Source organism: Dechloromonas sp. TW-R-39-2, assembly GCF_016864195.1.
GTDB lineage: Bacteria > Pseudomonadota > Gammaproteobacteria > Burkholderiales > Rhodocyclaceae > Azonexus.
The window spans coordinates 2929134-2951609 of record NZ_CP045202.1 but is presented as its reverse complement, the minus strand read 5'-3'; the positions used below and the strand labels follow the sequence as shown (position 1 = coordinate 2951609).

Below are 22476 nucleotides of genomic sequence, written 5' to 3'. Positions count from 1 at the left end.
AAGATGTCAATTTTGTAAACTTCCTGTTGGCGTTCTGTCAGTGCTGATTTTTTATAGTTCATCCATGCCGTTCAGTTGTTCGGCATTCCACAAAACCGATGAACCGAAAGATCAATGAAGGAGTTCCATCATGAACGTCAAACAAGCCCTTTCCATCCCCGTTCTTTGTGCCGGTTTGGCACTGTCAGGCCAGGTGTTGGCCGAATCAGTCATGCATAACCCATCGGAGGGTGCGACAAAATTCTACCCGGCGCACGGTTCGGGCAGCAAATCCGCCCAGCAAGTGCAACAGGAACTCGATGACTTCAAACGCAACCCAGTAAGTGCGGACGGCCAGTATCGCTATGTTGGCGGCGATCAGGGCTGGGTGCTGATTCCGCACGAATATGCCTATCGCGATGGGAAATGGCAACACGTCGACAAACTCCAGCACAACACCCCCGCGCCTTCCATGCAAATGACGCCGGAAGAAAAGAAGCAACGCGAGGCGTTGTACCTGGGCGGTTAATTCCGCCCCGAGGACTGATGTGTTGCCCATCGGACGATGACCAGGAAAACCCTGGTCATCCGCACCCCGCCTTTCCCTACGTTACCTCCGCAGACTTGTTGTTTGAACACACTTTTGTTCTGTTACCATTCATCCCATGCGTCGCTGGCTATCCATTTTCCTGTTGATTGTTTTGCCGCTCCAGATTTCCTGGGCGGTGGCAGCGACCTATTGCCAGCACGAAACGGGATCGGCGAAGCACTTCGGTCACCACGACCACAAGCATCAGACAGACGACAGCGAGAAGCTTGCCAAAGGTTCTATTTCTGATGTGGACAATGATTGCGGTGTCTGTCATGCGGGCTGTATTGCTGCGTTGACTGCCTTCAGCGGTTCTCTGCCCGAATTCGAGGGCGTTGAGGATCTTTTTCAGACAGTTCCGTTGTTGACTTCACCGCCTGGCGACCAGCCCGAACGCCCCAACTGGTCCATCTCCGCCTGATCGGCGGGGCTGGGGTATTTTCCCAAACCTTTTTGCTGCGGCCTGAGCCGCGCTCTGTGCCATTCTGCTTGTCAGTTGGCGCCCCGCCGATTCCCCAACGTGTATTTCATCACTGGAGAATCGGATGTACCCAAGGAATTTCGCTACCGCATTGCTGCTCCGAACCCTGTTCGGATTGACGGTGTTGGCCAGCCCCCATCTCAATGCCCAGTCGCAAGACCGGCTGACTTCGACGACGTTCGCACCTACGCTTGCCAAGGAGCCGGTTGGAACCTTGACCCTTTCGGCGGCGATTGATCTCGCATTAACGTCCAATCCGGAATTGTCCGCTGCCGCCAATGAATTACGTGCAGTCGAAGGGGCTGTAATCCAAGCAGGCATTCTGCCCAATCCGGAATTTTCATCTTTAGTTGAAGATACACAGAATAAGGCCACGCGGACCACGACGATCCAGTTGAACCAACGGATCGAGCTTGGTGGCAAGCGGTCTGCCCGAATTGCATCTGCCGAGCGGGGTCGAGATGTAGCAGCAGCCGATCTAGCAGCCAAAAGCCTTGAGGTACGCGCCACCGTGATCGGGGCCTTTTTTGATGTTCTGGTTGCTCAGGAACGTATTCAACAGGCCGAGGACTTGCTCAGCCTAGCCCAGCGCGCCAGCCAGGCGGCTTCACGACGTGTGACCGCCGGCAAGATCTCGCCGGTTGAGGAAACAAAAGCCCGTGTTGCGGAAGCCTCAGCACGAGTGGAGTTGAACCAGGCACAACGAGAACTGGTGATTGCCCGGAAACGTTTGGCCGCAAGTTGGGGAAGTTCGACGCCGCGCTTCGAACAGGCCGAAGGACGCACCGATATGTTGCCGCCGGTCCGCTCCACCGAAGAAATCACCCGTCGCCTGAACGTTTCTCCGGCACTTCTTCGCGCACGCCATGAAGTCGATCGCTTTTCAGCACTCGCCGATTTGGAGCGTTCTCGCGGGATTCCTGACGTTACCGTCAGCCTGGGATCCAAAAAGGTTGAAGAGCTGGGGCGCAACCAAACCATTGTGGGTTTCTCAATTCCGTTCCCGATCTTCGACCGTAATCAGGGCAATGTGCTTGAGGCACAGCGTCGAGCCGACAAGGCGCGGGACGAGCTCAGTGTTACCGAGGTTCGTTTGAGCACTGAAGTGACACAAAACGAGGAGCGGCTAAAAGCGCTGCTTGTTGAAGCACAAGCCTTGCAAAGCGAAATCATGCCGGGGGCTCGTAGCGCCTATGAGGCCGCCAGCAAAGGATTTGAATTGGGGAAGTTCAGCTTTTTGGAGGTATTGGATGCACAACGTACTTTCTTTCAGGCGAGAGCCCAATACCTGAGAAGTTTGTCCGATGCTCATCGGACCGCTGCCGAATTGGAGCGCATTTTGGGCTCCATCGAGTCAATGCAATCTGCAGTCCCCAGCCGTCCGTAGGAGCCCGTCATGAAAATGAAATTTAACAAGAACACCTTCAATCTCACCAGAAAGCAAGGGATCGCCATTGCCGTGATCTTGGCGACAGGAATTGTCGCGGGCACTTGGATATTAGGGGGCAGTGCCTCCAAGCCAACTGGAGAACAACATGAACACGCCCACGCCGAAGCCAAGGGGCATGCCGATGCCGAGCATCATGGCAGCAAAGCTGGTGATGGACACGACCATGCCAAAGAACATGGAGATACAGAGCACCATGAGGATGAACCAAAATCGGGGCCGCATGGTGGCAAGCTTTTTTCCGAGGATGGTTTTGGTCTGGAGTTGCTGTTGTCCGAAGATAGTGGCGGGCCAGGTTTCCGCGTCTGGTTGTTCCAGCAAGGAAAGCCGCTTGCGCCAACCGCAGCAAAAGTCTCTCTAACACTGGCTCGACCTAGCGGCGAGAAGCAGGAAGTCTTCTTTACAGCCGAGAAGGATTACCTGAAGAGTACTAGCCAAATTGCAGAGCCGCATGTGTTCGAAGCCTCCATATCCGTGCTAATGGGAAACACCCCATTCCTGTTCATCGATACCCGGGAAGAAGGAAAAATCGAGCTAACGGACGAGCAAGTTAAAGCTGCTGCCATCGGTATCCAGAAGGCCACTCCCGCCAAAATCAAAACAGCGGCTCAGCTTCCCGGCGAAATCCGGTTTAACGAGGACCGTACCGCGCATGTCGTACCCCGTCTTGCCGGAGTCGTCGAGAGTGTTCCTGCCAATCTGGGGCAAACAGTCAAGCGCGGTCAGGTTCTGGCTGTGATCGCCAGCACTGGCCTTTCGGAGCAACGCAGTGAACTTCTGGCTGCGCAGAAGCGTTTTTCGCTCGCCAAATCGACCTATGAGCGTGAGAAGAAGCTCTGGGAAGAAAAAATCTCTGCCGAGCAAGACTACCTGCAAGCCCAACAAACTTTAAGGGAAGCCGAAATCGCCGTTGCTAACAGCCAGCAAAAGTTGATTGCGCTGGGTGCCAGTGCCACGGTTTCGGGCAGTCTCAATCGTTATGAAATCCGCGCACCTTTCGACGGAATGGTCGTGGAAAAACACATCGCACTTGGCGAGGCAGTCAAGGAAGATGCCAGTATTTTCACAATTTCCGACTTGTCTTCCGTATGGGCGGAGATTGTCGTTCCTGCCAAAGATCTGAACGTCATCCGGGTTGGTGAAAAGGTTGTTGTTAAGGCAACTGCCTTCGACTCGAAAGCCGAAGGCAGCATCTCCTACGTGGGTGCATTGCTCGGACAGGATACGCGCACGGCCAAAGCGCGGGTCACTTTGGCCAACCCGAAGATGGCTTGGCGTCCTGGATTGTTCGTGAATATCGAAGTCGTTTCCAGTGAAGCCGAAGTTCCAGTCAGCGTTCAAACCGACGCCATTCAGACGATTGGTGACAAGAGCGTCGTTTTCATCAAGGTCCCTGACGGTTTCGTTGCGCAACCGGTGACCTTGGGCCGTTCGGATGGCAAATTCATCGAAGTGGTTAGTGGAATGAAAGCAGGAACCTCTTATGCAGCGTCAGGCAGCTTCGTCCTGAAGTCGGAACTCGGCAAGGGTAGCGCCGAGCACAGCCACTAAGGCGAGGGAGAACAACATGTTTGAACGCATCATCCGCCTCGCCATCGAACACCGCTGGCTGGTCTTATTGGCCGTCCTCGGCATGGCTGGCTTGGGAGTCTATAACTACCAGCGCCTGCCGATTGACGCCGTACCCGATATCACGAATGTCCAAGTGCAGATCAATACGGCAGCGCCGGGCTATTCGCCGCTCGAAGTCGAGCAGCGAGTGACCTTTCCGGTCGAGACAGTCATGGCCGGCCTACCTCACCTGGAGCAGACTCGCTCCCTGTCGCGTTACGGGTTGTCGCAGGTTTCGGTGATTTTCAAGGATGGAACGGACATCTATTTTGCCCGCCAACTGGTCAATCAGCGGATTCAGGAAGCCAGGGAAAAACTCCCTGCCGGAATAGCGCCGGCAATGGGGCCCATCTCTACTGGCCTGGGTGAAATCTATCTCTGGACGGTAGAAGCAGAGGACGGCGCCAAAAAGCCGGATGGCACTCCCTACACACCGACTGATTTGCGCGAAATACAGGATTGGATCATCAAGCCGCAACTGCGCAACGTGACAGGCGTGACTGAAATCAACTCGATTGGTGGCTTTGCCAAAGAGTATCAGGTAGCACCCAGCCCGGAAAAGCTGGCTTCCTACGGCCTGACACTTCAGGACGTGGTAATCGCCATCGACCGCAACAACAGCAACGTCGGCGCCGGTTATATCGAGAAGCGCGGCGAACAGTATCTGATTCGTGCTCCTGGCCAAGTGCGTAGCATCGAGGATATTCGTAACGTCATCCTGGGCAATGTCCAGGGCGTGCCGATCCGTATCCGCGACGTGGCCGATGTTGGCATCGGTCGCGAGCTACGTACTGGTGCCGCCACTGACAACGGGCGTGAGGTCGTTCTGGGTACCGTGTTCATGTTGATTGGCGAGAACAGTCGCACCGTCTCACGGGCGGTCGACCAGAAAATGGTCGAAATCAACCGCAATCTGCCGGAAGGCATCAAGGCAGTGACAGTCTATGACCGTACCGTCCTGGTGGACAAAGCGATCAATACCGTCAAGAAGAACCTTCTGGAAGGGGCGATCCTGGTCATCGTCATTCTGTTCCTGTTCCTCGGCAACATGCGGGCGGCTGTAATCACCGCCATGGTCATCCCACTCTCCATGCTGTTTACCTTTACGGGGATGGTGACCTACCAGATTAGTGCCAACTTGATGAGCCTCGGCGCTCTTGACTTCGGGATCATCATCGATGGTGCAGTCGTCATCGTAGAGAACTGTGTTCGCCGTTTGGCCCATGCCCAGGCACATCACGGACGACCATTGACCCGGACCGAACGCTTCCACGAAGTCTTTACCGCTTCGAAAGAGGCTCGCCGAGCGCTGCTATTCGGTCAGCTCATCATCATGATCGTCTATCTGCCTATCTTCGCGCTCACCGGCGTCGAAGGAAAAATGTTCCACCCCATGGCTTTCACCGTGGTCACCGCGCTCGTAGGTGCCATGATCCTCTCCGTCACCTTTATTCCCGCTGGCGTTGCACTGTTCATCGGTGAAAAGGTGGATGAAACGGAAAACTTCCTGATGCGGGCAGCCAAGCGCTGGTATGAGCCAGTTCTGGCTGGCGTCATGGCGAACAAGCCGGTTGTGCTTGTCTTCACGGCGGTCATGGTTCTTCTCTCAGGCTTGGTCGCTACGCGCATGGGGAGCGAATTCGTACCGAGCCTGAACGAAGGCGACTTCGCGATTCAGGCACTGCGAATTCCTGGAACCAGCCTTTCGCAGTCAGTAGCCATGCAGCAACAGTTGGAAAAGGGGCTCAAGGCGGAGTATCCGGAAATCGACAGGATTTTCGCGAGAACAGGAACGGCCGAAATTGCCTCAGATCCGATGCCACCCAATATTTCGGATGGCTACATCATGTTGAAACCCGAAGCGGAATGGCCAGAGCCACGGAAATCTCGGGACGAACTGCTGGCCGCTATCCAAAAAACCGTTGGAAAACTGCCGGGAAATAGCTATGAGTTTTCCCAACCGATCCAGTTGCGCTTCAATGAGCTGATCTCCGGGGTACGCAGCGATGTTGCCATCAAAATATTCGGTGACGACATGGATGTAATGAACGATACGGCCAGCAAAATTTCTGCTGTGTTGGAAAAAATCCCGGGCGCTTCCGAGGTCAAGATCGAGCAGACGACGGGCTTGCCTATGCTGACCGTGAATATTGACCGGGAGAAAACGGCGCGCTATGGACTCAATATTGGTGATGTCCAGGATGCAATCTCGACAGCGATTGGTGGTCGAGAAGCTGGAACCATGTTTGAAGGTGACCGACGCTTCGATATTGTCGTGCGATTGCCGGATAACCTGCGTTCGGAACTCGAATCGCTAAAGCGTTTGCCGATAGCTTTGCCGAAGGGGGCTTCTGCTGGGAATGGGCTTGATGTACGTACGACCTATATCCCATTGGGGGAAGTCGCCAGTCTTGAGATTGCACCGGGGCCGAACCAGGTCAGTCGGGAAAACGGCAAGCGTCGTATTGTTGTTAGCGCCAATGTTCGGGGACGAGATATCGGCTCCTTTGTTGGCGAGGCTCAGAGTCGTCTAGCGGAGGTCAAGATTCCAAGCGGCTACTGGACGGCTTGGGGCGGAACTTTCGAACAACTGGAATCGGCCTCGAAACGCCTCAAGATCGTGGTGCCCGTGGCGTTGCTGTTGGTATTCACGCTGCTGTTCGCGATGTTCGGGAACGTGAAAGATGGGTTGCTGGTGTTTACCGGCATTCCGTTTGCGCTGACAGGCGGCGTCGTGGCTCTCTGGTTAAGGGATATTCCGCTCTCGATCTCGGCAGGCATCGGTTTTATCGCCTTGTCCGGCGTGGCGGTGCTGAACGGTCTGGTGATGATTTCCTTCATCCGCAATTTGCGAGAAGAAGGGCGCTCTCTGGACGATGCCATTCACGAAGGGGCGCTGACTCGACTGCGTCCTGTGCTGATGACGGCATTGGTCGCTTCGCTCGGTTTTGTCCCCATGGCCATTGCGACAGGTACTGGTGCGGAAGTCCAACGCCCGCTGGCTACCGTGGTGATTGGTGGAATCCTGTCGTCGACGGCGCTGACGCTTCTCGTGTTGCCGCTTCTATATCGCCTTGCTCACGGCAAAGATGCCGATGAGGAGGACTTCACGAAATCAACAGACCAGCCATCTGAGGCCTAGCGTTTTCCGTTCGTGACCGGGGGCTCTGTGCCAGATTCGGCATAAACCGTCGGTCACGTATTTATTCACTCAAATATGGAGGCTGTTATGGGATTCTTTGAAAAACTCTTGCGAGGAGTCGCTGGTTCGCATGGCGGAGGCCATCACGGCGGTGACTGGAATGGCGGCCATCATGGCTGGGGAAATAGTTATCCCTCAAATTCAGCGCCCCCCACCAATAGCGCTGCCGGTGGCCCCCCATGCCCGAAGTGCGGCTCTGCGACCAACCCTGGGGGACGCTACTGCGCCCAATGTGGCACAGCCTTGGTGCCCGGCAATTGTGCGGACTGCAATGCGAACCTCGCCCCGGGTACTAAGTTTTGCCCGAATTGCGGCAAGGCGCAGCAGCCATGAGCTTGGTGCCTTCCTCACATGTTTAAGCACATGGTCCACAGCCACCTTGAGTTCCAGTTCCTCATGCTTACCTTGGGGATGATCTTCACCTTTTTGGCACTTTACGGATGGGTTTGCTGGCGGGAAGGCAGACGCGGCAAGGCACCAAAATTTTCAGAAAACCTTTGGCGTCGTCTCCAGACGACGAAACAGAAACTGAAGCGATGCCATAACGATAAAGGAAGGGCCGCATGAGTACGAGTCACACCCACGCGCTCCCGAGCACCGAGAATGAACGTGCCCTGCGCTTTGCCCTGGCTCTGACTGGCAGTTTCCTGATTGCCGAAGTCATTGGCGGCGTACTGACCGGCAGCTTGGCTCTCATCTCGGATGCCGCGCACATGTTGACCGATGCTGCCGCGCTCGCCATCGCATTGGCGGCCATTCGCATTGCCCGGCGCCCGGCCGATCGCCGGCGAACCTATGGCTACCACCGCTTTGAGATTCTGGCGGCAGCCTTCAATGCCTTGCTGCTGTTTGCCGTGGCGCTCTACATCCTGGTTGAGGCCTACCTACGATTCACCTCCCCGCCCGAAATCCATTCGGTTGGGATGCTCGTGGTCGCCAGTATCGGCCTCATCGTCAATCTGATCAGCATCCGCCTACTGAGCGGGGGACAGTCAGATAGCCTCAACGTGAAGGGTGCCTATCTCGAAGTGTGGAGCGACCTTCTGGGGTCCATCGGCGTGATCGTGGGCGCGGTGGTGATTCAGCTAACCGGCTGGTCCTGGGTAGATCCACTTGTGGCTGTAGCCATTGGCCTCTGGGTTTTGCCACGCACCTGGATCTTACTGAAGGACAGTCTGAACATCCTGCTCGAAGGCGTGCCCGAGGGCATCGACTTAGGAGAGGTGGAGCAGGCCATGCTAGCCGTACCAGGCGTACTCGGCATCCATGACCTGCATCTCTGGGCGATAACGACCGGCAAAACCAGCCTGACCGCGCATGTGGTTTACGACCAGACCTACTCCCCCGAGGACGCTCTGATGCCCGCCTTAGAGACGGTGTTGGCCAACCGCTTCAAGGTGGTCCACACGACGCTGCAGTGCGAAACAAAACCCTGTGCGCACCAACCGGAAGGCTGCACCTACGTCAGCAGCACATCCGAGCACGACGATAAGCCAAATTTCCATTAACCGATTTATCAACTGACATGGAGTTCCAATGGAACCTTCCACGGCACTCTCTGCTTTACTCTTTGCTTGCTTCGTCAATCTGGCATCCGCTGCGGACGACCATAAGGACCATGCCCACAAAGAGAAACCGGGCCAGGCCCACACCCATGACGCCAAACCGCAGCATGGTGGCGTCGTATCGGTCATCAAGGACATCAACTACGAGTTGGTGGCGAAGGCAGATTCCCTCACGCTCTACGTGACCGATCACGACCAGCCTGTCGATACCCAGAATGCGTCAGCTACCATAACGCTGCTGTCTGCATCAGACAAGACCGAAGCCAAATTGCTGCCAGCTGGAAGTAACCAGTTGCGTGCCCAAGGAGCCTTCAAGATCCAAGCCGCCACAAAGGCTGTTGCCATAGTCAAGCTCGGCGACAAGCCTGGCCAGAGTGTTCGTTTCGTCCTGAATTAGGCGAGATGCTCACCTTACCGTCCATTCGTTCACTGACAGCCCAGGCAAGGGGGCAGTGCAATGCGTGGGCGGTACCCCTTAGGAAATCGGACACAGCCAATAGCTCCCACGGCCGCATTTCATTTAACGAGTTTCTATGTCTGAGATTTCAGCTTTGTTCCCGGTAAGGCCGGGGGGATTTATTGGAAATGCAGCGCCTCGCATCTCCGACGCAGGTGAAACTCAAAGCTCGGCAACATTTTCTAGCATCCTTGAAAACGCCGTCGCACGTTCGGCGGCTGCCAATGTTGCCTCAAGCGACAATCTCGACCCCGCCGGGAAATTGACTCTTGGCACAACCCATTCATCTCACTTACCAGCGAACGAGAACGGCTTAGGCAAGAAAAACGAGGATTTCCAACAAAAAATGCTCGGAATAAGGGCCTATAGGCAGCAAATTCTTGCGTCTAATATCGCCAACGCTGACACCCCTGGCTACAAAGCGATGGATATTGATATTGCTGAGGCCGCTGGTGGCGAGCAATCTCCTCCTCTTCAATTGAACGCCTCCTCGCCGGGACATTCGAAGGGCAATTCTTCTTGGCAGTCGCCACCCGTAAGCCTGAAATATCACGTTCCTTCTCAGGCTGCGGCTGACGGAAATACCGTTGAAATGGATGTTGAGCGCCAGAAATTTGCAGAGAACTCATTGATGTATCAATTCTCCCTTGACCGGGTTGGTGGTGAGTTCAAGCACATGAAAGAGCTATTTCAATCACTGAAATAACAGGGGGGCTTTTGTGTGTCGGTCTCGTTTCATTTTTCAATCCCGCGGCATTACCTAACGGAACGACAAACCCCTGAGTCACGTTTTTGAAAGCCTTTGGGCAGAAATTGTCAGGAAGAAAATCTTCCATTTCGTACCCTCCGCCAAGTTGTCGGGGCACCCTGATCGCTACAAGATCAAATTGCGCAGTATCGGCTACCGACTCGTCTACGAAGTCCTGGATGGTCGATTGGTCGTGCTGGTCGTCGCGGTAGGCAAGCGCGACAAAAACGCAGTCTACAAGGCCGCCGAGGGGCGCTGACTCCCCTCGAATACGGGGCGATCCTTGAAAAGATATGATGCGATTCCCGATATTTCCGCTACAAGTAGCGGAAATATCGGGTTTAGCAGATGGTTCGATGCTGACAATCAGCATTGGCTGGGTTTATGACCCGAGGTCAAAGAGTCTGGCCGTTGCCGCCTTGCCCAAGGAAATAGTGGGGATTCAAAACGATGAACAGCGTTTTTCCTTGCTTTTGAAGTTGGGCTACGCAACGCCAAATGAGTACTTGAAGGGCGGCGTTAAGGCGACTCTTGTTGCGAAGCGGATTGGCTTGCGACCTTCCGTGATGGCGTTAGCTCTTTCTAGTTCATTGGCTCGCAAAATCAGCTTCTCTACAATGGAACTGGCAATTGGTCCCAGGGGAAGCAGGTGTTCACGGGGAGCAGTGCGCTTACCCTTGCCATCCCAGATGCGCAAAATCTTACTGTCCCTGTCGTAGTCACTTATCTTTGCGCGAAGTAATTGAGCCATACGTTGTCCGCCAGAGAAAAGGTCTAGCTTCAGAGCCTGATCGGATAGGTCATTTTCTGATAGTGCCTCCATGTAGGATTTCAGTTCGCCAGCGTTCAACGTTCGATTGCCGCGTTTCACGGCGATGGTGGCAATGATTTCAGCGGGGTTGTCCTTCACGCCGTAGGCAATAAAGATAGACGGCAACTTGGCATCAAACCGCGCCTTCCTTGCGGCGTTGAATGCGGCTGATAGATAGCTGCGAAGTACCCCGGCAGTTCGCTCCTTGCCTTGCTCTATAACTTTCCGAATCAAGGTGGCCGCGTGGTCTGAATCGATCTCGGAGGCAGGAAGGGAGGCGATGTCAGGGAACGCCTCGAATACATGCACCTTCAGGATTGAACCGGCTTGTCGTGCGCTGTCTGCCTTACCTCTGGTTTTGAGGTGATCGCAGTAAGCATTGCAAAGGGATTCTAGGGTGTATTGCTTTTTATCCTCAGCTGCAGTTCGCTCGGCTTCTTTGGCAGCGATTGCGGCGGCTTTGGCCGCTGTCTTCTCTCGCTCAACTTCTCTTGGGTCGATTCCCTTGTCGATCTGCGTTTGCAGTCGGCGTGCAGCTTCGCGTGCATCGTCCAAGTTCCATACATTGGTTGATCCGATGGTGATGCGGAGTGGCGTACCGTTCAGTTTTCCGGCATAGACGAACGACTTTGCTCCGGCAGGAGTGATGCGAACGCAAAGCTGCTTCGGGTCGTCGTCAAAGGCGTAGGTCGCTTGGTTTCCAGATGGCGGTTGCAGTTTGCGGATGCGTTCAAGCGTTAGATGCAGTCGTTCTGTATTGCGAGCCATGACGATACCCCTTGGAGATCGGGAGCAATGGAGTGGTGTGTTAAATCCATTGCTCCGCCATTGCTCCCGAGTGTATCAACTCAGATCAACATAAAGCAATCTGTTGATTGGCTTAAATCGCCTATTGGCAAGGGGTGTAAGGCTTTTTGTTTGCTGGCGGCAATCTGTATCAACGCTGATAATCATCTGTTTTTGATGATTTGTAATCATCAGGTAATGGTTCGATTCCGTTCGGGGGCACCAGCAAAATCAAACAGTTAGGCCATTCTTCGGAGTGGCCTTTTTGTTGTCGCAGGTTTTTTTGTGCTGCATGATGATAACCGGCGCCGCGAGCATCGAAAATGCAATTTACACGAGCTTGCAATTAGGCGGCTTGGGGCGTTCTGGGCTGTCTGATTGTTGAGGAAGATATGATTCAGGGCATGGAAGATTGGACTGTGCAGCTTTCGGCAGTTATCTATCGCTGGGCGGGATATGTCTCGCTGAATCTGCTCGATGATCCCGCCCTGCTGGCCCTGGCTTTTTGCTGATATTGCAAGGTGCTTCGGCTGTCTTACTGTTTTTCCTGGCTCAAAAATCCAAGGCGCTGAGAGAGTCCCTGGCTTGCTTTCAGCATGGCGCTGGCAACCGGGCTGTCCCATTCGACATTGAATTCTCCAACCGGGCCGAGCGAGGTGATTGCCGCAACCATTTGACCGGAGTGGTCATACACCGGGGCGCTGAAGCCATTGATCCCGGGGGTGAGGCTGCCGGTGGCGCGTGAAATGCCTTTTTCACGAATTTCGGTCAGATTCTTTTCAAGTTGGCGGCGCAGGGTGGTGATCGCTACTTTGCTTGCTCCTGAGGCCTCATCGAGTTCCTTGTCGAGGAATTTTTTGAGGTAAGGGGAGCGGTGGAAAGCGGCAAAAGCACGCCCGGTGGCCGAGTTGTAGAGCGGCAGCACGGTGCCGGCACGCAGGGTGACGGTCACTGGTCCGCCGGCATCGGCGATGCGCACGATGGTTGCGCCATGTGTTCCCCATACGGCAAGTGCGACGGTTTCCTGGACGGTTTCGCATAGTTCTTCCAGGAACGGAACGGCGAGGCGCACCGGGTCCAGTCGTCCGAGGCCCGAGAGGCCCAGTTCCAGCGCGTAGGCGCCCAGATCGTAACGTCCGCTACCGCTATCCTGTTCGACCAGTCCGATACGCATGAAACTGACCATGTAGCGATGGGCTTTGGCTGCAGGCATGCCGGCCCCTTTGGCGATGTCGCGCAACATCATCGGGCGATTGTTTGCCGCGATCACGTGCAGCAGGCGAAAACCAACCTCGATTGACTGAATTCCCTGCCGGTCGCTGGCGACTTTGGTGACCATGATTAAGCCTTGATCCTGAAAACCTCTATTCTATGCATGTAGGCCCGGCTTGCGGTGACGAATATAATATTGGGGAAAATAGTCCGGGAGGCTTCGATGCGAGCAGTGTTGGTGGCAAACCCCAAGGGGGGGGCGGGTAAAACGACGTTGGCGACAAATTTGTCGGGCGCGTTTGCCAACCAGAATAAAACCGTAACGCTGTGCGATCTGGATCGCCAGCAGTCGTCATTGCGCTGGATGGCGTTTCGCGACCCGGCCTTGCCGCAGGTGACCGGTTATTTCGGTGGCGGGCAGATCGTTCTCAATCTGCCGAAGGAGTCGGATTGGGTGGTGCTTGATGCGCCGGCCGGATTGCAGGGATACAAGCTGTCAGATTATCTGCGTGTGGTGGATAAGGTCATCGTTCCGCTGGTTCCTTCTGTATTCGACATGGCGGCGACAGAAGATTTCCTGAATTCGATTCGCAACGAGATGCGTGGCCGCCGTCAGAGCATCGGGATTGTTGCCATGCGGGTTGATCCGCGGACCAAGGCAGCCGGGATGCTTGAGGAGTACATGAAGCACTTTGATATTCCCATTCTCGGTTACCTCCGCAATACGCAGAACTATGTCAATGTTGCTTCGCAAGGCATGACTGTTTTTGATCCGCCGCGTGCCAAACACAAGCGAGATGTGGCACAGTGGGAACCTCTGCTGGAGTGGCTGCAAGCCTGACCACAGATTGAAAACGGGCGAATCGACATTTTTTCGATAAGTCCCTAAAGTTTTAAAAAGAACAGCCGTTGACCCATCCAGGGTGCGGCTGTTTTTTATTTTTGGGCAGCCGCCGTGTAGTTCCCACCGTTTTCAGCAGAATATTCCCAAGGGGAAGCATCATGGCCTCAATCGTCATCGGCATGACCACCGCGCAAATTGCTGCGCTGACCACTACGCAAATTGTGTCTTTGGGATCTGCGGATTACATCGCACTTTCCACTGCGCAACTTGCGGCGCTGACGACTGAGCAAATCCAGGCGATTGAAACCCGTGACCTGGCCGCCTTGACGACGGATCAGGTTTCGCTGGGGCTGACGACCGAGCAAATCGCTGCGCTGACAACGACGCAAGCCCAGAACCTGGCAACCCGCCAGTTGGCCGCCTTGACCACGACGCAGCTTGCCGTCTTCGCTGCTGCTCCGTCGCCCCGACGTGCGCATGGCGGAAGCCAGGCTGCTTTCGGCCGATGCCGATATCGATGTGGCGCGAACCCGTATCCTGCCGCCGGTCGACCTTTCGGCGCAAAGCGGCTACAGCAGCAACATGCTGTCGCAGTTTTTCCTGCCCAAGTTTTTCTTCTGGAGCACGGTGGCCAGCGTTACGGCGAGTATTTTTGACGGCGGCAAGCGCGAGGGCGAGAAGAAGTACAGCGAGGCCATGTATGAGGAAATGGTCGAGAATTACGCCCGGACAATTTATCAGGCGATGCGCGAAGTCGAAGGTGCTCTGGCCACGATTCGCCTGGCTGGCAAGCGGCTGGATGCGCAGCGCGAGGCTGCCGATGCGGCCCGCCGTTCGTGGGAAATCAATACCAAAGTCTATGCCATGGGTGGCGCCGATCATCTGACCTTGCTTGAGTCGGAGCGAACTTATCACCGCTATCTTGATGAGTTCCAGCGCTCGCAGATGGAGCATTACCGTGGTTACACCGCTCTGTTTCTGGCTTTGGGCGGCGGCGTCCGGGTGGCTCCTCCAACGCCGGGCCAGGGTAAGCGTCCGGTCGGTGAGCTGACCGGACGGCTTGAAGCATCCAAACCTGCGATCAACCCGCCGGAAAAGGCTTTTTCCGTGAATGGCGTCGATCTCGCAACCAATGATCTGAATCCCTTGGCGGGTGTCAGTGCCCAGGGTTTCTGGCAAGTCGAATTGCCCGGTCTGTATCACCGCAATACGGTGGGGGCCGCATGGCGCGATTTGCGCAGCCGTTATCCGAAGGAAATGGATGGCCGCATGGTTCGTCCGCGGCTGAATGGCCGGATCGATGACAGTGTCGAAGGGCAGGAGGCATGGTACCGACTTTATGTTGCCAGCTTTGCCTCGCCGCTTGAGGCCCAGGATTTTTGCGGAAAACTGCTGGCTAATCAGGAGCGTTGCCGCGTCGTCAATGCCCGGGGTGACGAGGTTCCGGCTGACGTACTGGCTGCGACTACCGCGCCGACGTCTGCTGCGGTTAGCGCTCCAGTCGAGCCGCCGGCTAGCAGTGAGCCGGTATCGGCCAAATCGGCGGCATCAGTTTCCGAGGTTGCTGCGGTCGACAAGGAGAGTAGTGATCGCAAGGAGCGCATTGCCCATACGATCCAGCTGGCCGCCTTCTCCAATCTTGAGAATGCGGCGATTGCGAGCGCCGTCTGGCAATTCCGTGGTTACGACGTTTATGTGGCAGAGACGCGTGGTTCGGATGGTCGTTTGTGGTACGCCGTCAGAACCGGTGTTTACCCACAACGGCGGGATGCGGCCAATGCGGCGCAATTGATTCGCCGGAAAGACGAAGCGCCGGCCGTTCTGGTTCCGACGCTGCTCGATGCCAGCGGGCAACCGGCACAGGTTGATATCAGCGATGTGCTGAGTGTTCGGCTGGGTCAGGAAAGTCAGGTTTTGCCCGAGCCGCCGGAGGCTGCTCCCCCTGTAGTGTCGGCTGATGAGGCCGTGTCCAGAATTGTCCCGGAAAATGTGCGTCAGGCAGGCAAGGTCAAGCCGAAATACGCTGTTCAACTGGGTGCGTTTTCAAGTCCTGAAAATGCCGAAGTGTCGCGTAAGTACTGGCAAGGACGAGGGGTGAATGTTGATGTTGCGCCGCTGCGCGATGCCGAAGGTCGTCCTTGGTACGGTGTGCGGACCGGCGAGTTTTCCCAGCGCCGCGATGCGGCCAGCCTGGCGCTGCAGCTCGGCCGGAAGGAAAGTGCCAGTGCGATTGTCGTTGCTGTTGCGGTCGACCCTGCCGGCAAGGCAGAAATCAATGAACCGGTGATCGAGCCGCCTGTCGCCCCTGCGGCACCTCGGCCGGAAATCGTCCGGGATGCCGTTCCCGTTCCTGCCAAAGCCGATGTAGCCCCGAAACCGGCGGCATCGGCGCTTGCTCCTCGTTTTTCGATTCAGTTGGGCGTCTTCGCGAGCATTGAAAATGCCGCCAAGGCGTTTGCCGAATGGCAGTTGCTGGGCTACGAGCCGTACGTTTGCGATGCCGGCGAAACCCCGGGCAAGCCGCGCTTTTCTGTTCGCACCGGCGCCTTTGGCAGCAAGCGGGAAGCGCAGGCCATGGTGCGTACCATCGAGCGCCAGGAGTCGCGCCGCGGCCTGGTCGTGCCGGCCGTCTTTGCTGCCGATGGCCGTCTCAGTCGCATCGATGTCTCGCCGTTGCTCGATAATGCCGCTTCCGTTCAACCTGACAACCTGACTGGCAACGATGTCCGATAAGTTCCCTCACACCATCGTTCAATGTCTGGCGGCAATTGCACAGCATCATGGCTTGGCGGTCAGCCCAGATCGCCTGATTCATGATTACGCGCTGGCCGACGAAGAGCCGGAAGGTGCGATGCTGCTACGCATGGCAACCGAGATCGGCCTCAAGGCCAAGGCCGACAAGCTGTCCTGGGATGGCCTCTTTGCTCAGGAAGGCGTTTTTCCTATCCTGCTCAGGTTGACCGCAGGAAGCGGCATGATTCTGGTCGGTGTGCGGACCGAGGAAGGTGAAAAGAAGGTCGCCGTGCTCGACCCGACAGCAGACATGGCTGATGTCATCCTGCTCGGACAAAACGAGTTTTGCAGTCGCTGGGACGGTGAAGTCATTTTCATCAAGCGCACGCATTCGCTTTCGGACCCCGGGCAGCCGTTCAGCCTGCGCTGGTTCATCCCGGAAATTCTCAAGCAGAAATCGGCTTTCCGCGACATCGCCCTGGCTGCCATTGCGATGAATCTGCTGGCCCTGGCTTCACCGATGTTTTTCCAGGCAGTCATCGACAAGGTGCTGGTTCACCAGAGCAGTTCGACGCTCTGGGTGCTGACGGTGGGGGTGATCATCGCCCTGGTTTTTGACTCGACCTTTGTTTATCTGCGCCAGTTCCTGTTGCTTGCCGCGACCAATAAGATCGACATGCAACTGACGCGCCGGACCTTCGGCAAGCTGCTTTCCTTGCCGATCGATTATTTCGAGTCCAATTCGGCGGGTGTCGTTACCCGGCACATGCAGCAACTTGAAAGCATCCGCAACTTTCTGACCGGGCGTTTGTTCTTCACGGCGCTCGATGCTTCGGCATTGCTGATATTTCTGCCGCTGCTTTTCGCCTATTCGGTCAAGCTGGCCACCATCGTTCTCGGTTTTACCCTGCTGATCGCAGCGATCATCGCCGGTTTGCTGCCGACCTATCGGCGCCGGCTGGATGCCTTGTATTCGGCGGAGGGCAAACGTCAGTCGCTGCTGGTTGAAACCGTGCATGGCATGCGGACAGTGAAGGCGCTGGCCATCGAACCCACCCAACGTCGAATCTGGGACCAGTTGTCGGCCGAAGCGATCACCACCCATTTCAGGGTCGGCCAGATTTCGATTACAGGTGCGGCCATTACTGATTTTCTCGGTAAATTGATGCCGATCACGATCATTGTCGTTGGTGCGCAAGGGGTTTTCGACCATACGATGACGGTCGGTGTGCTGATTGCTTTCCAGATGCTGTCCGGACGGGTCGTCAATCCGTTGATCCAGATTGTCGGGCTGATCAACGAATATCAGCAGACGGCGCTCTCGGTTCGCATGCTCGGCGAGGTCATGAATCGGCCTTCCGAAGGGCGTGGCGGTGCGGCGGGGTTGCGTCCGCAACTGGTTGGCGAAATCTCGTTCGATGATGTGACTTTCCGTTACCCCGGTTCAAGTGCGACGGCGCTTGATCGTGCCAAATTCACCATTCCGCCGGGGGCCGTGGTTGGTATTGTCGGCCGTAGCGGCTCGGGCAAGACGACGCTGACCAAACTGATCCAGGGGCTGTACCCGGTCCAGGAAGGGATTATCCGTTTCGACGGGGTGGATGCGCGGGAAATCGATTTGGCCCATTTGCGTCGTCAGGTCGGTGTCGTGTTGCAGGAAAACTTCCTGTTCCGTGGTTCGGTGCGTGAAAACCTGACCATGACCAAGCCGGATGCTTCGTTCGAGGAGATCGTGGCGGCTGCCCGTGCCGCTGGTGCCGACGAGTTTATCGAGCGGATGCCGCAAGGGTACGACACGATCCTCGAAGAAAATGCCTCGAACCTGAGCGGCGGCCAGAAACAGCGCCTGTCGATTGCCCGTTCGCTGCTCGCCAAACCACGTATCCTCATTCTCGACGAAGCGGCCAGCGCGCTGGACCCCGAGAGCGAAGCCATCTTCATCAAGAATCTTTCACAAATTGCCGTTGGTCGAACCGTGGTGATGATTTCGCACCGTCTGTCGACCCTGGTCAATGCCCACGCAATTCTCGTCATGCAGCGCGGCCACCTGGCCGATTGCGGGACGCACCAGGAGTTGCTGGGACGTTGTGAAACCTATCAACAGCTATGGAACCAGCAGACAAGCCATCTGTGAGCGCGAAAAAAGACAAGTCCGCAGACACGGCCATCGAATTCCTGCCGGATGCCGATGAAATTGAGCGTCGACCGCTGCCGCGTTCGGCACGGATCACCGTTCACGTTCTGTTGGCCGCGCTGATTTCGTTTTTGCTCTGGGCCTCGCTGTCTGAAACCGATCTTGTCGTTACGGCGCGTGGCCGGCTGATCACGCCCTTGCCCAATATTATTGTGCAGCCACTAGAAACGGCCATCATTCAAGGCATCAATGTCCGGGTCGGGCAAGTGGTCAAGAAGGGGGAGCGTCTTGCAACCCTGGATCCCACCTTTACCGAGGCGGATGAAACCCAGTTGCGTTCGCGCTTGCATAGCCTGGAAAATCAGTTGGCTCGTCTTGAGGCTGAGCTGTCCGGCAAGCCGATTGTCGTTGCCGACGTCAAGGATGCCGATACCTTGCTGCAAAACCGGCTGGCCGAAGAGCGCCGGGCGAGCTTCGGTTCGCAGAGCAAACGCTTCGAAGAAGCGATTGCCCGGGTCCGCGCCGCAATCGAGACCAACCGCGGCGAGCAACAGGGGTTGTCTTCGCGCGTTCGTGTCCTGCGTGACATGGAGTCGATGCAGAGCGAGCTGGTCGCCCAGAAATATGCCGTTCGCGCCCGTCTGCTGGAGGCTCAGGACCGCTTGATCGATGCCGAGCGAAACATGCAGGGGGCACAAAATCGGGCGCAGGAATTGCGCAAGGAGTTGGGGGCGCTGGAGGCAGAAAAGGTCTCCTTCGAAACCGGCTGGCGCCAGAAAATCATGGAAGAGTTGCTGGCCATTTCGCGTGAGCGCGGTAATGTCGTCGAGCAGTTGCAAAAAGCGGATAAGAGAAATCAACTGGTTGTTCTGAATTCACCGGCTGATGCGGTTGTGCTCGAAATTGCCAAATTGTCGACGGGCTCCGTGGCCAGGGCGGCCGAGCCGATGTTTACGCTGGTGCCGATTGGCGGCGACCTGGAGGCCGAAGTCAAAATTGATTCGGCTGATATTGGCTATATCAAGGTGGGCGATGCCGCGCATGTCAAACTCGATGCTTATCCATTCCAGCGTCACGGTGGGCTGGAGGGGGCTTTGAGCACGATTAGCGAAGATGCATTCCGGCGTGAAGCCGACCCTTCCTCCGGTATGGAAGCTTTCTATACGAGCCGGGTCCGTTTGAGCCAGACACGTTTACGCAAGATGCCGGAGCAGGCCAGATTGCTGCCTGGCATGACGTTGACCGCAGAAATCGTTGTCGGCAAGCGATCGATCATTTCCTACCTCATCTGGCCGCTGGTCCGGGCACTCGATGAGTCGGTTCGCGAACCCTGATCTTCAGTCTGCTACGGTCTTCCCGTGAGTTTTCAGCCTGCCAGCAAAGATCACGAAGCCTTCCGGGAAACTCGGCGAGCCGCTGAGGCCGGACAAGGCAAGGCACAGTACAGCCTGGGTTTGATGTATGCGAATGGCGTTGGTGTCGAGCAGGATTTCAATCAGGCACTACATTGGTATCGCAAGGCTGCCGATAAGGGCGTTTCTGCCGCGCAATACATCCTGGCCGGCAAATATGCCATGGGGCAAGGGGTTGACCGCGACATTCGCGAGGCGCTCTCGTGGTATCTGAAAGCTTCGGAGCGAGGCAACTCACGCGCCTTGTTCAAGCTCGGCCAGATGCTGAGCGTCCCGCAAGAGGATTTTGCCAATAGCTGCTTCGAAAAAGCGGCCGAAAAAGGTGTCGTTGAAGCCCAGTTGATGGTGGGCGCCCGTCTGGCTTCAGGGAGCGGGGCTGATCAGGGACGGGCTGCTGACTGGTACCAGAAGGCGGCAGAAAATGGCGCCCCTTCCGCCCAATACATCATTGGAACGCAGTACCAAAGCGGTAAAGGCGTGGTGCAGGACCTGGCGCAGGCAGTCGCCTGGTACCGCAAGGCCGCACGCCAGGGATTTGCTGCCGCCCAGTCCCAGTTGGGTTTGATGTACGCGCGTGGCGAAGGCGTTGCCAAGGATAACCGTCAGGCTGTTTCCTGGTTGAGTCGGGCGGCCGAGCAGGGGGATGGCGAGGCTCAATACCAGCTGGGGGCGATGTACGAGCAGGGGCTCGGTGTTGCTGCCGACCCGCTGACGGCAGAAAACTGGTATTTGAAGGCCGCAGACCAAGGGGATTTGCGCGCCCAGTTGCGCCTCGCTCGTTTGTATGAGGACGAGCGTCCGATCCTTGCCGTTGAGATGTATCAGCGAGCGGCCGAACATGGCAATCCCGAGGCGCAACTTGCGCTCGGCAAGCTTTATGCTGGTGGGCTTGGTTTTGAGCCCGACTTTGACAAGGCGCTCGGCTATTTACTGGCAGCCAGTCAGCAAGGTGAGGCCGGGGCGCTGATGGCTCTCGCGCAACTGCTCGACCGCGAGTCCGTAAGCATGACGACGCAGTGGTACCGCCGGGCAGCTGAGGAAGGGGTGACCGATGCCCAGTGCCGCATCGGTCATCGTCTCGCGACAGGGCAGGGAACCGGGCAAAATCTTCAGGAGTCACTGTTCTGGTACATGCTTGCTGCAGAAAAAGGATCGCTTGAGGCGCAGCATGCGGTTGCCGATGCCTATATGGCGCAACGTGATGTACCCGACAATCTGGAACAGGCCGTTGCCTGGTACCGGTCTGCTGCCAAGCAAGGTTTTGCGCAATCCCAGCGCGTCTTGGGGTCGCTTTATGCGCGAGGCGAAGGCGTTCCGAAAGATAATCGGCAAGCTGCATCGTGGTGGCTGAAGGCTGCAGAACAAGGTGATTCCGACGCCCAGCTTTACTTGGGGCAATTATTTGAGAAAGGTGGCGGGGCGACCGCTGACCGGCATGCCGAGCAGTGGTATGCGCGGGCCATGGAGCGAGCCATTGATAGTCGGCCGATGGTTGCGATGCTCGCTTTGCTCGCCAGAAAAAAATCGCCCGATGCGGATGTCTGGTTCCGGCAGGCGGCTGGAGAAGGGATTGCGGCGGGCCAGCATTTTTGGGCCGATTGGCTGGTCGACCGGGAGGGAGGCCTTCTCGATGCCGAGTCGCTGAACTGGTATTTGCTGGCAGCAGCTCAGGGACATAAAGCAGCGTTGGCCAAATTGGCCGAGTTGACGCGCCGGGATCCGGAGGCTGTGGCTGCACTCTTCGCTAGCATGGCCGGTGAGAGCAGCTTGGCTGTCCCATTGACGAGCACTTCCGGAGGGGCGAAGGCGCTTGGCGAGGAGGATGAGAACAGTTTTGAGTGGTGCATGCGGGCTGCTGAGGCTGGTGATCCAAAAGCCCAATGGGCACTCGGGAAAATTTTTGTGGATGGCGAGAAAGGCCAGACGCAGGATTTCGGGCAGGCAGTCCGCTGGTATCGTCAGTCGGCGCAGGCAGGCTTTCCGCCAGCCCAGGCAGCACTTGCCGTGCTGCTGTCCACGGGGGCTGGTGGCATGCAAAATCATGACGAGGCGGTTCATTGGTGGCGCAAGGCTGCTGAGCAAGGCGACGTGGAGTCGCAATACAACTTGGCGTTGATGCTCGAAAAAGGCCAGGGCGTTCCGCAGAACTATGTGGAGGCTGTGGTGTGGCTTGAGAAGGTGGCAGAGCAGGGCATCCCGATTGCTCAAACCCGCTTGGGCCTGGCGCATGCAACGGGCAGGCTTGGAACAGTCGACCTGGCGGAAGCCTATGCCTGGTTTGCTGCGGCAGCCGCAGCAGGCAATGAGGCTGCGCAAGCAAATCGTGAGCACGCCGAGGTTTTGATGAGTGGCCAGCAACTCAAGGATGGAAAGCGTCGGGCTGAGCAAATTACGCGCCGGATTGCGCAACTTAAAGCGGGGCAGGGGCATCGTTAATTTGCGTCAATTCATATTGTTCTTGCGTT

General features: G+C 56.5%; 17 protein-coding genes, 1 tRNA gene and 1 pseudogene. 17 read left to right on the top strand and 2 right to left on the bottom strand.

The window, feature by feature from the left end; all coding sequences use genetic code 11:
• Positions 1-130 precede the first annotated feature (130 nt).
• The 10 genes from GBK02_RS14255 (at position 131) to GBK02_RS14210 (ending at position 10338) form a co-directional block, all read left to right on the top strand.
• On the top strand, positions 131-508 hold the full coding sequence (locus GBK02_RS14255) for a hypothetical protein (RefSeq protein ID WP_203467278.1): 378 nt from the start codon (positions 131-133) through the stop codon (positions 506-508).
• A gap of 136 nt (positions 509-644) precedes the next feature.
• Entirely contained in the window at positions 645-989 is a 345-nt protein-coding gene (gene czcI / locus GBK02_RS14250) for a cation efflux protein, CzcI family (RefSeq protein ID WP_203467277.1), read from the top strand.
• Positions 990-1113: 124 nt separating this feature from the next.
• Positions 1114-2436, top strand: a complete 1323-nt coding sequence (locus GBK02_RS14245; protein ID WP_203467276.1) for a TolC family protein — start codon at positions 1114-1116, stop codon at positions 2434-2436.
• Positions 2437-2445: 9 nt separating this feature from the next.
• Positions 2446-4047, top strand: a complete 1602-nt coding sequence (locus GBK02_RS14240) for an efflux RND transporter periplasmic adaptor subunit (RefSeq protein WP_239003047.1) — start codon at positions 2446-2448, stop codon at positions 4045-4047.
• Positions 4048-4063: 16 nt separating this feature from the next.
• Entirely contained in the window at positions 4064-7249 is a 3186-nt protein-coding gene (locus GBK02_RS14235; protein ID WP_203467275.1) for a CusA/CzcA family heavy metal efflux RND transporter, read from the top strand.
• A gap of 75 nt (positions 7250-7324) precedes the next feature.
• A complete protein-coding gene (locus tag GBK02_RS17075; RefSeq protein ID WP_371810492.1) occupies positions 7325-7642 on the top strand; it encodes a zinc ribbon domain-containing protein in 318 nt (105 codons plus the stop codon).
• A 230-nt stretch (positions 7643-7872) separates the two neighbouring features.
• Positions 7873-8817, top strand: a complete 945-nt coding sequence (locus tag GBK02_RS14225) for a cation diffusion facilitator family transporter (RefSeq protein WP_203467273.1) — start codon at positions 7873-7875, stop codon at positions 8815-8817.
• Positions 8818-8845: 28 nt separating this feature from the next.
• Positions 8846-9271, top strand: coding sequence for a hypothetical protein (locus tag GBK02_RS14220; RefSeq protein WP_203467272.1), 426 nt, complete (start codon positions 8846-8848; stop codon positions 9269-9271).
• Between the two features lie 136 nt (positions 9272-9407).
• Positions 9408-10037: a flagellar basal body rod protein FlgB gene (gene flgB, locus GBK02_RS14215; RefSeq protein ID WP_203467271.1), complete on the top strand. Its 630-nt coding sequence runs from the start codon at positions 9408-9410 to the stop codon at positions 10035-10037.
• Positions 10038-10185: 148 nt separating this feature from the next.
• On the top strand, positions 10186-10338 hold the full coding sequence (locus GBK02_RS14210; RefSeq protein WP_239003045.1) for a type II toxin-antitoxin system RelE/ParE family toxin: 153 nt from the start codon (positions 10186-10188) through the stop codon (positions 10336-10338).
• A 225-nt stretch (positions 10339-10563) separates the two neighbouring features.
• Here GBK02_RS14210 and GBK02_RS14205 read toward each other — a convergent pair whose 3' ends face one another.
• Positions 10564-11658: an integrase family protein gene (locus GBK02_RS14205; protein ID WP_203467270.1), complete on the bottom strand. Its 1095-nt coding sequence runs from the start codon at positions 11656-11658 to the stop codon at positions 10564-10566.
• A gap of 119 nt (positions 11659-11777) precedes the next feature.
• On the opposite strand from GBK02_RS14205, the gene GBK02_RS14200 reads away from it, so the two are divergent.
• Positions 11778-11901 (top strand) — tRNA-Ser (locus GBK02_RS14200).
• A 310-nt stretch (positions 11902-12211) separates the two neighbouring features.
• Here GBK02_RS14200 and GBK02_RS14195 read toward each other — a convergent pair.
• On the bottom strand, positions 12212-13015 hold the full coding sequence (locus GBK02_RS14195; RefSeq protein WP_203467269.1) for an IclR family transcriptional regulator: 804 nt from the start codon (positions 13013-13015) through the stop codon (positions 12212-12214).
• Positions 13016-13111: 96 nt separating this feature from the next.
• Between GBK02_RS14195 and GBK02_RS14190 the strand changes: the two genes are divergently transcribed.
• From GBK02_RS14190 to GBK02_RS14165, 6 genes and pseudogenes are all read left to right on the top strand, one after another.
• Positions 13112-13729, top strand: a complete 618-nt coding sequence (locus GBK02_RS14190) for a ParA family protein (protein WP_203467268.1) — start codon at positions 13112-13114, stop codon at positions 13727-13729.
• Positions 13730-13890: 161 nt separating this feature from the next.
• Positions 13891-14085, top strand: a pseudogene (locus GBK02_RS17070) (hypothetical protein); the annotation flags it as partial.
• Between the two features lie 124 nt (positions 14086-14209).
• A complete protein-coding gene (locus GBK02_RS14180) occupies positions 14210-16465 on the top strand; it encodes an SPOR domain-containing protein (RefSeq protein ID WP_203467266.1) in 2256 nt (751 codons plus the stop codon).
• Entirely contained in the window at positions 16455-18599 is a 2145-nt protein-coding gene (locus GBK02_RS14175; RefSeq protein ID WP_203467265.1) for a peptidase domain-containing ABC transporter, read from the top strand. Before GBK02_RS14180 ends, GBK02_RS14175 begins: the two co-directional genes overlap by 11 nt.
• Positions 18596-19933, top strand: a complete 1338-nt coding sequence (locus GBK02_RS14170) for an HlyD family type I secretion periplasmic adaptor subunit (protein WP_239003042.1) — start codon at positions 18596-18598, stop codon at positions 19931-19933. Before GBK02_RS14175 ends, GBK02_RS14170 begins: the two co-directional genes overlap by 4 nt.
• Positions 19934-19957: 24 nt before the next feature.
• The gene (locus GBK02_RS14165; protein ID WP_203467263.1) at positions 19958-22447 is read left to right on the top strand and encodes a tetratricopeptide repeat protein; all 2490 of its coding nucleotides are present in this window, start codon (positions 19958-19960) and stop codon (positions 22445-22447) included.
• Positions 22448-22476 lie beyond the last annotated feature (29 nt).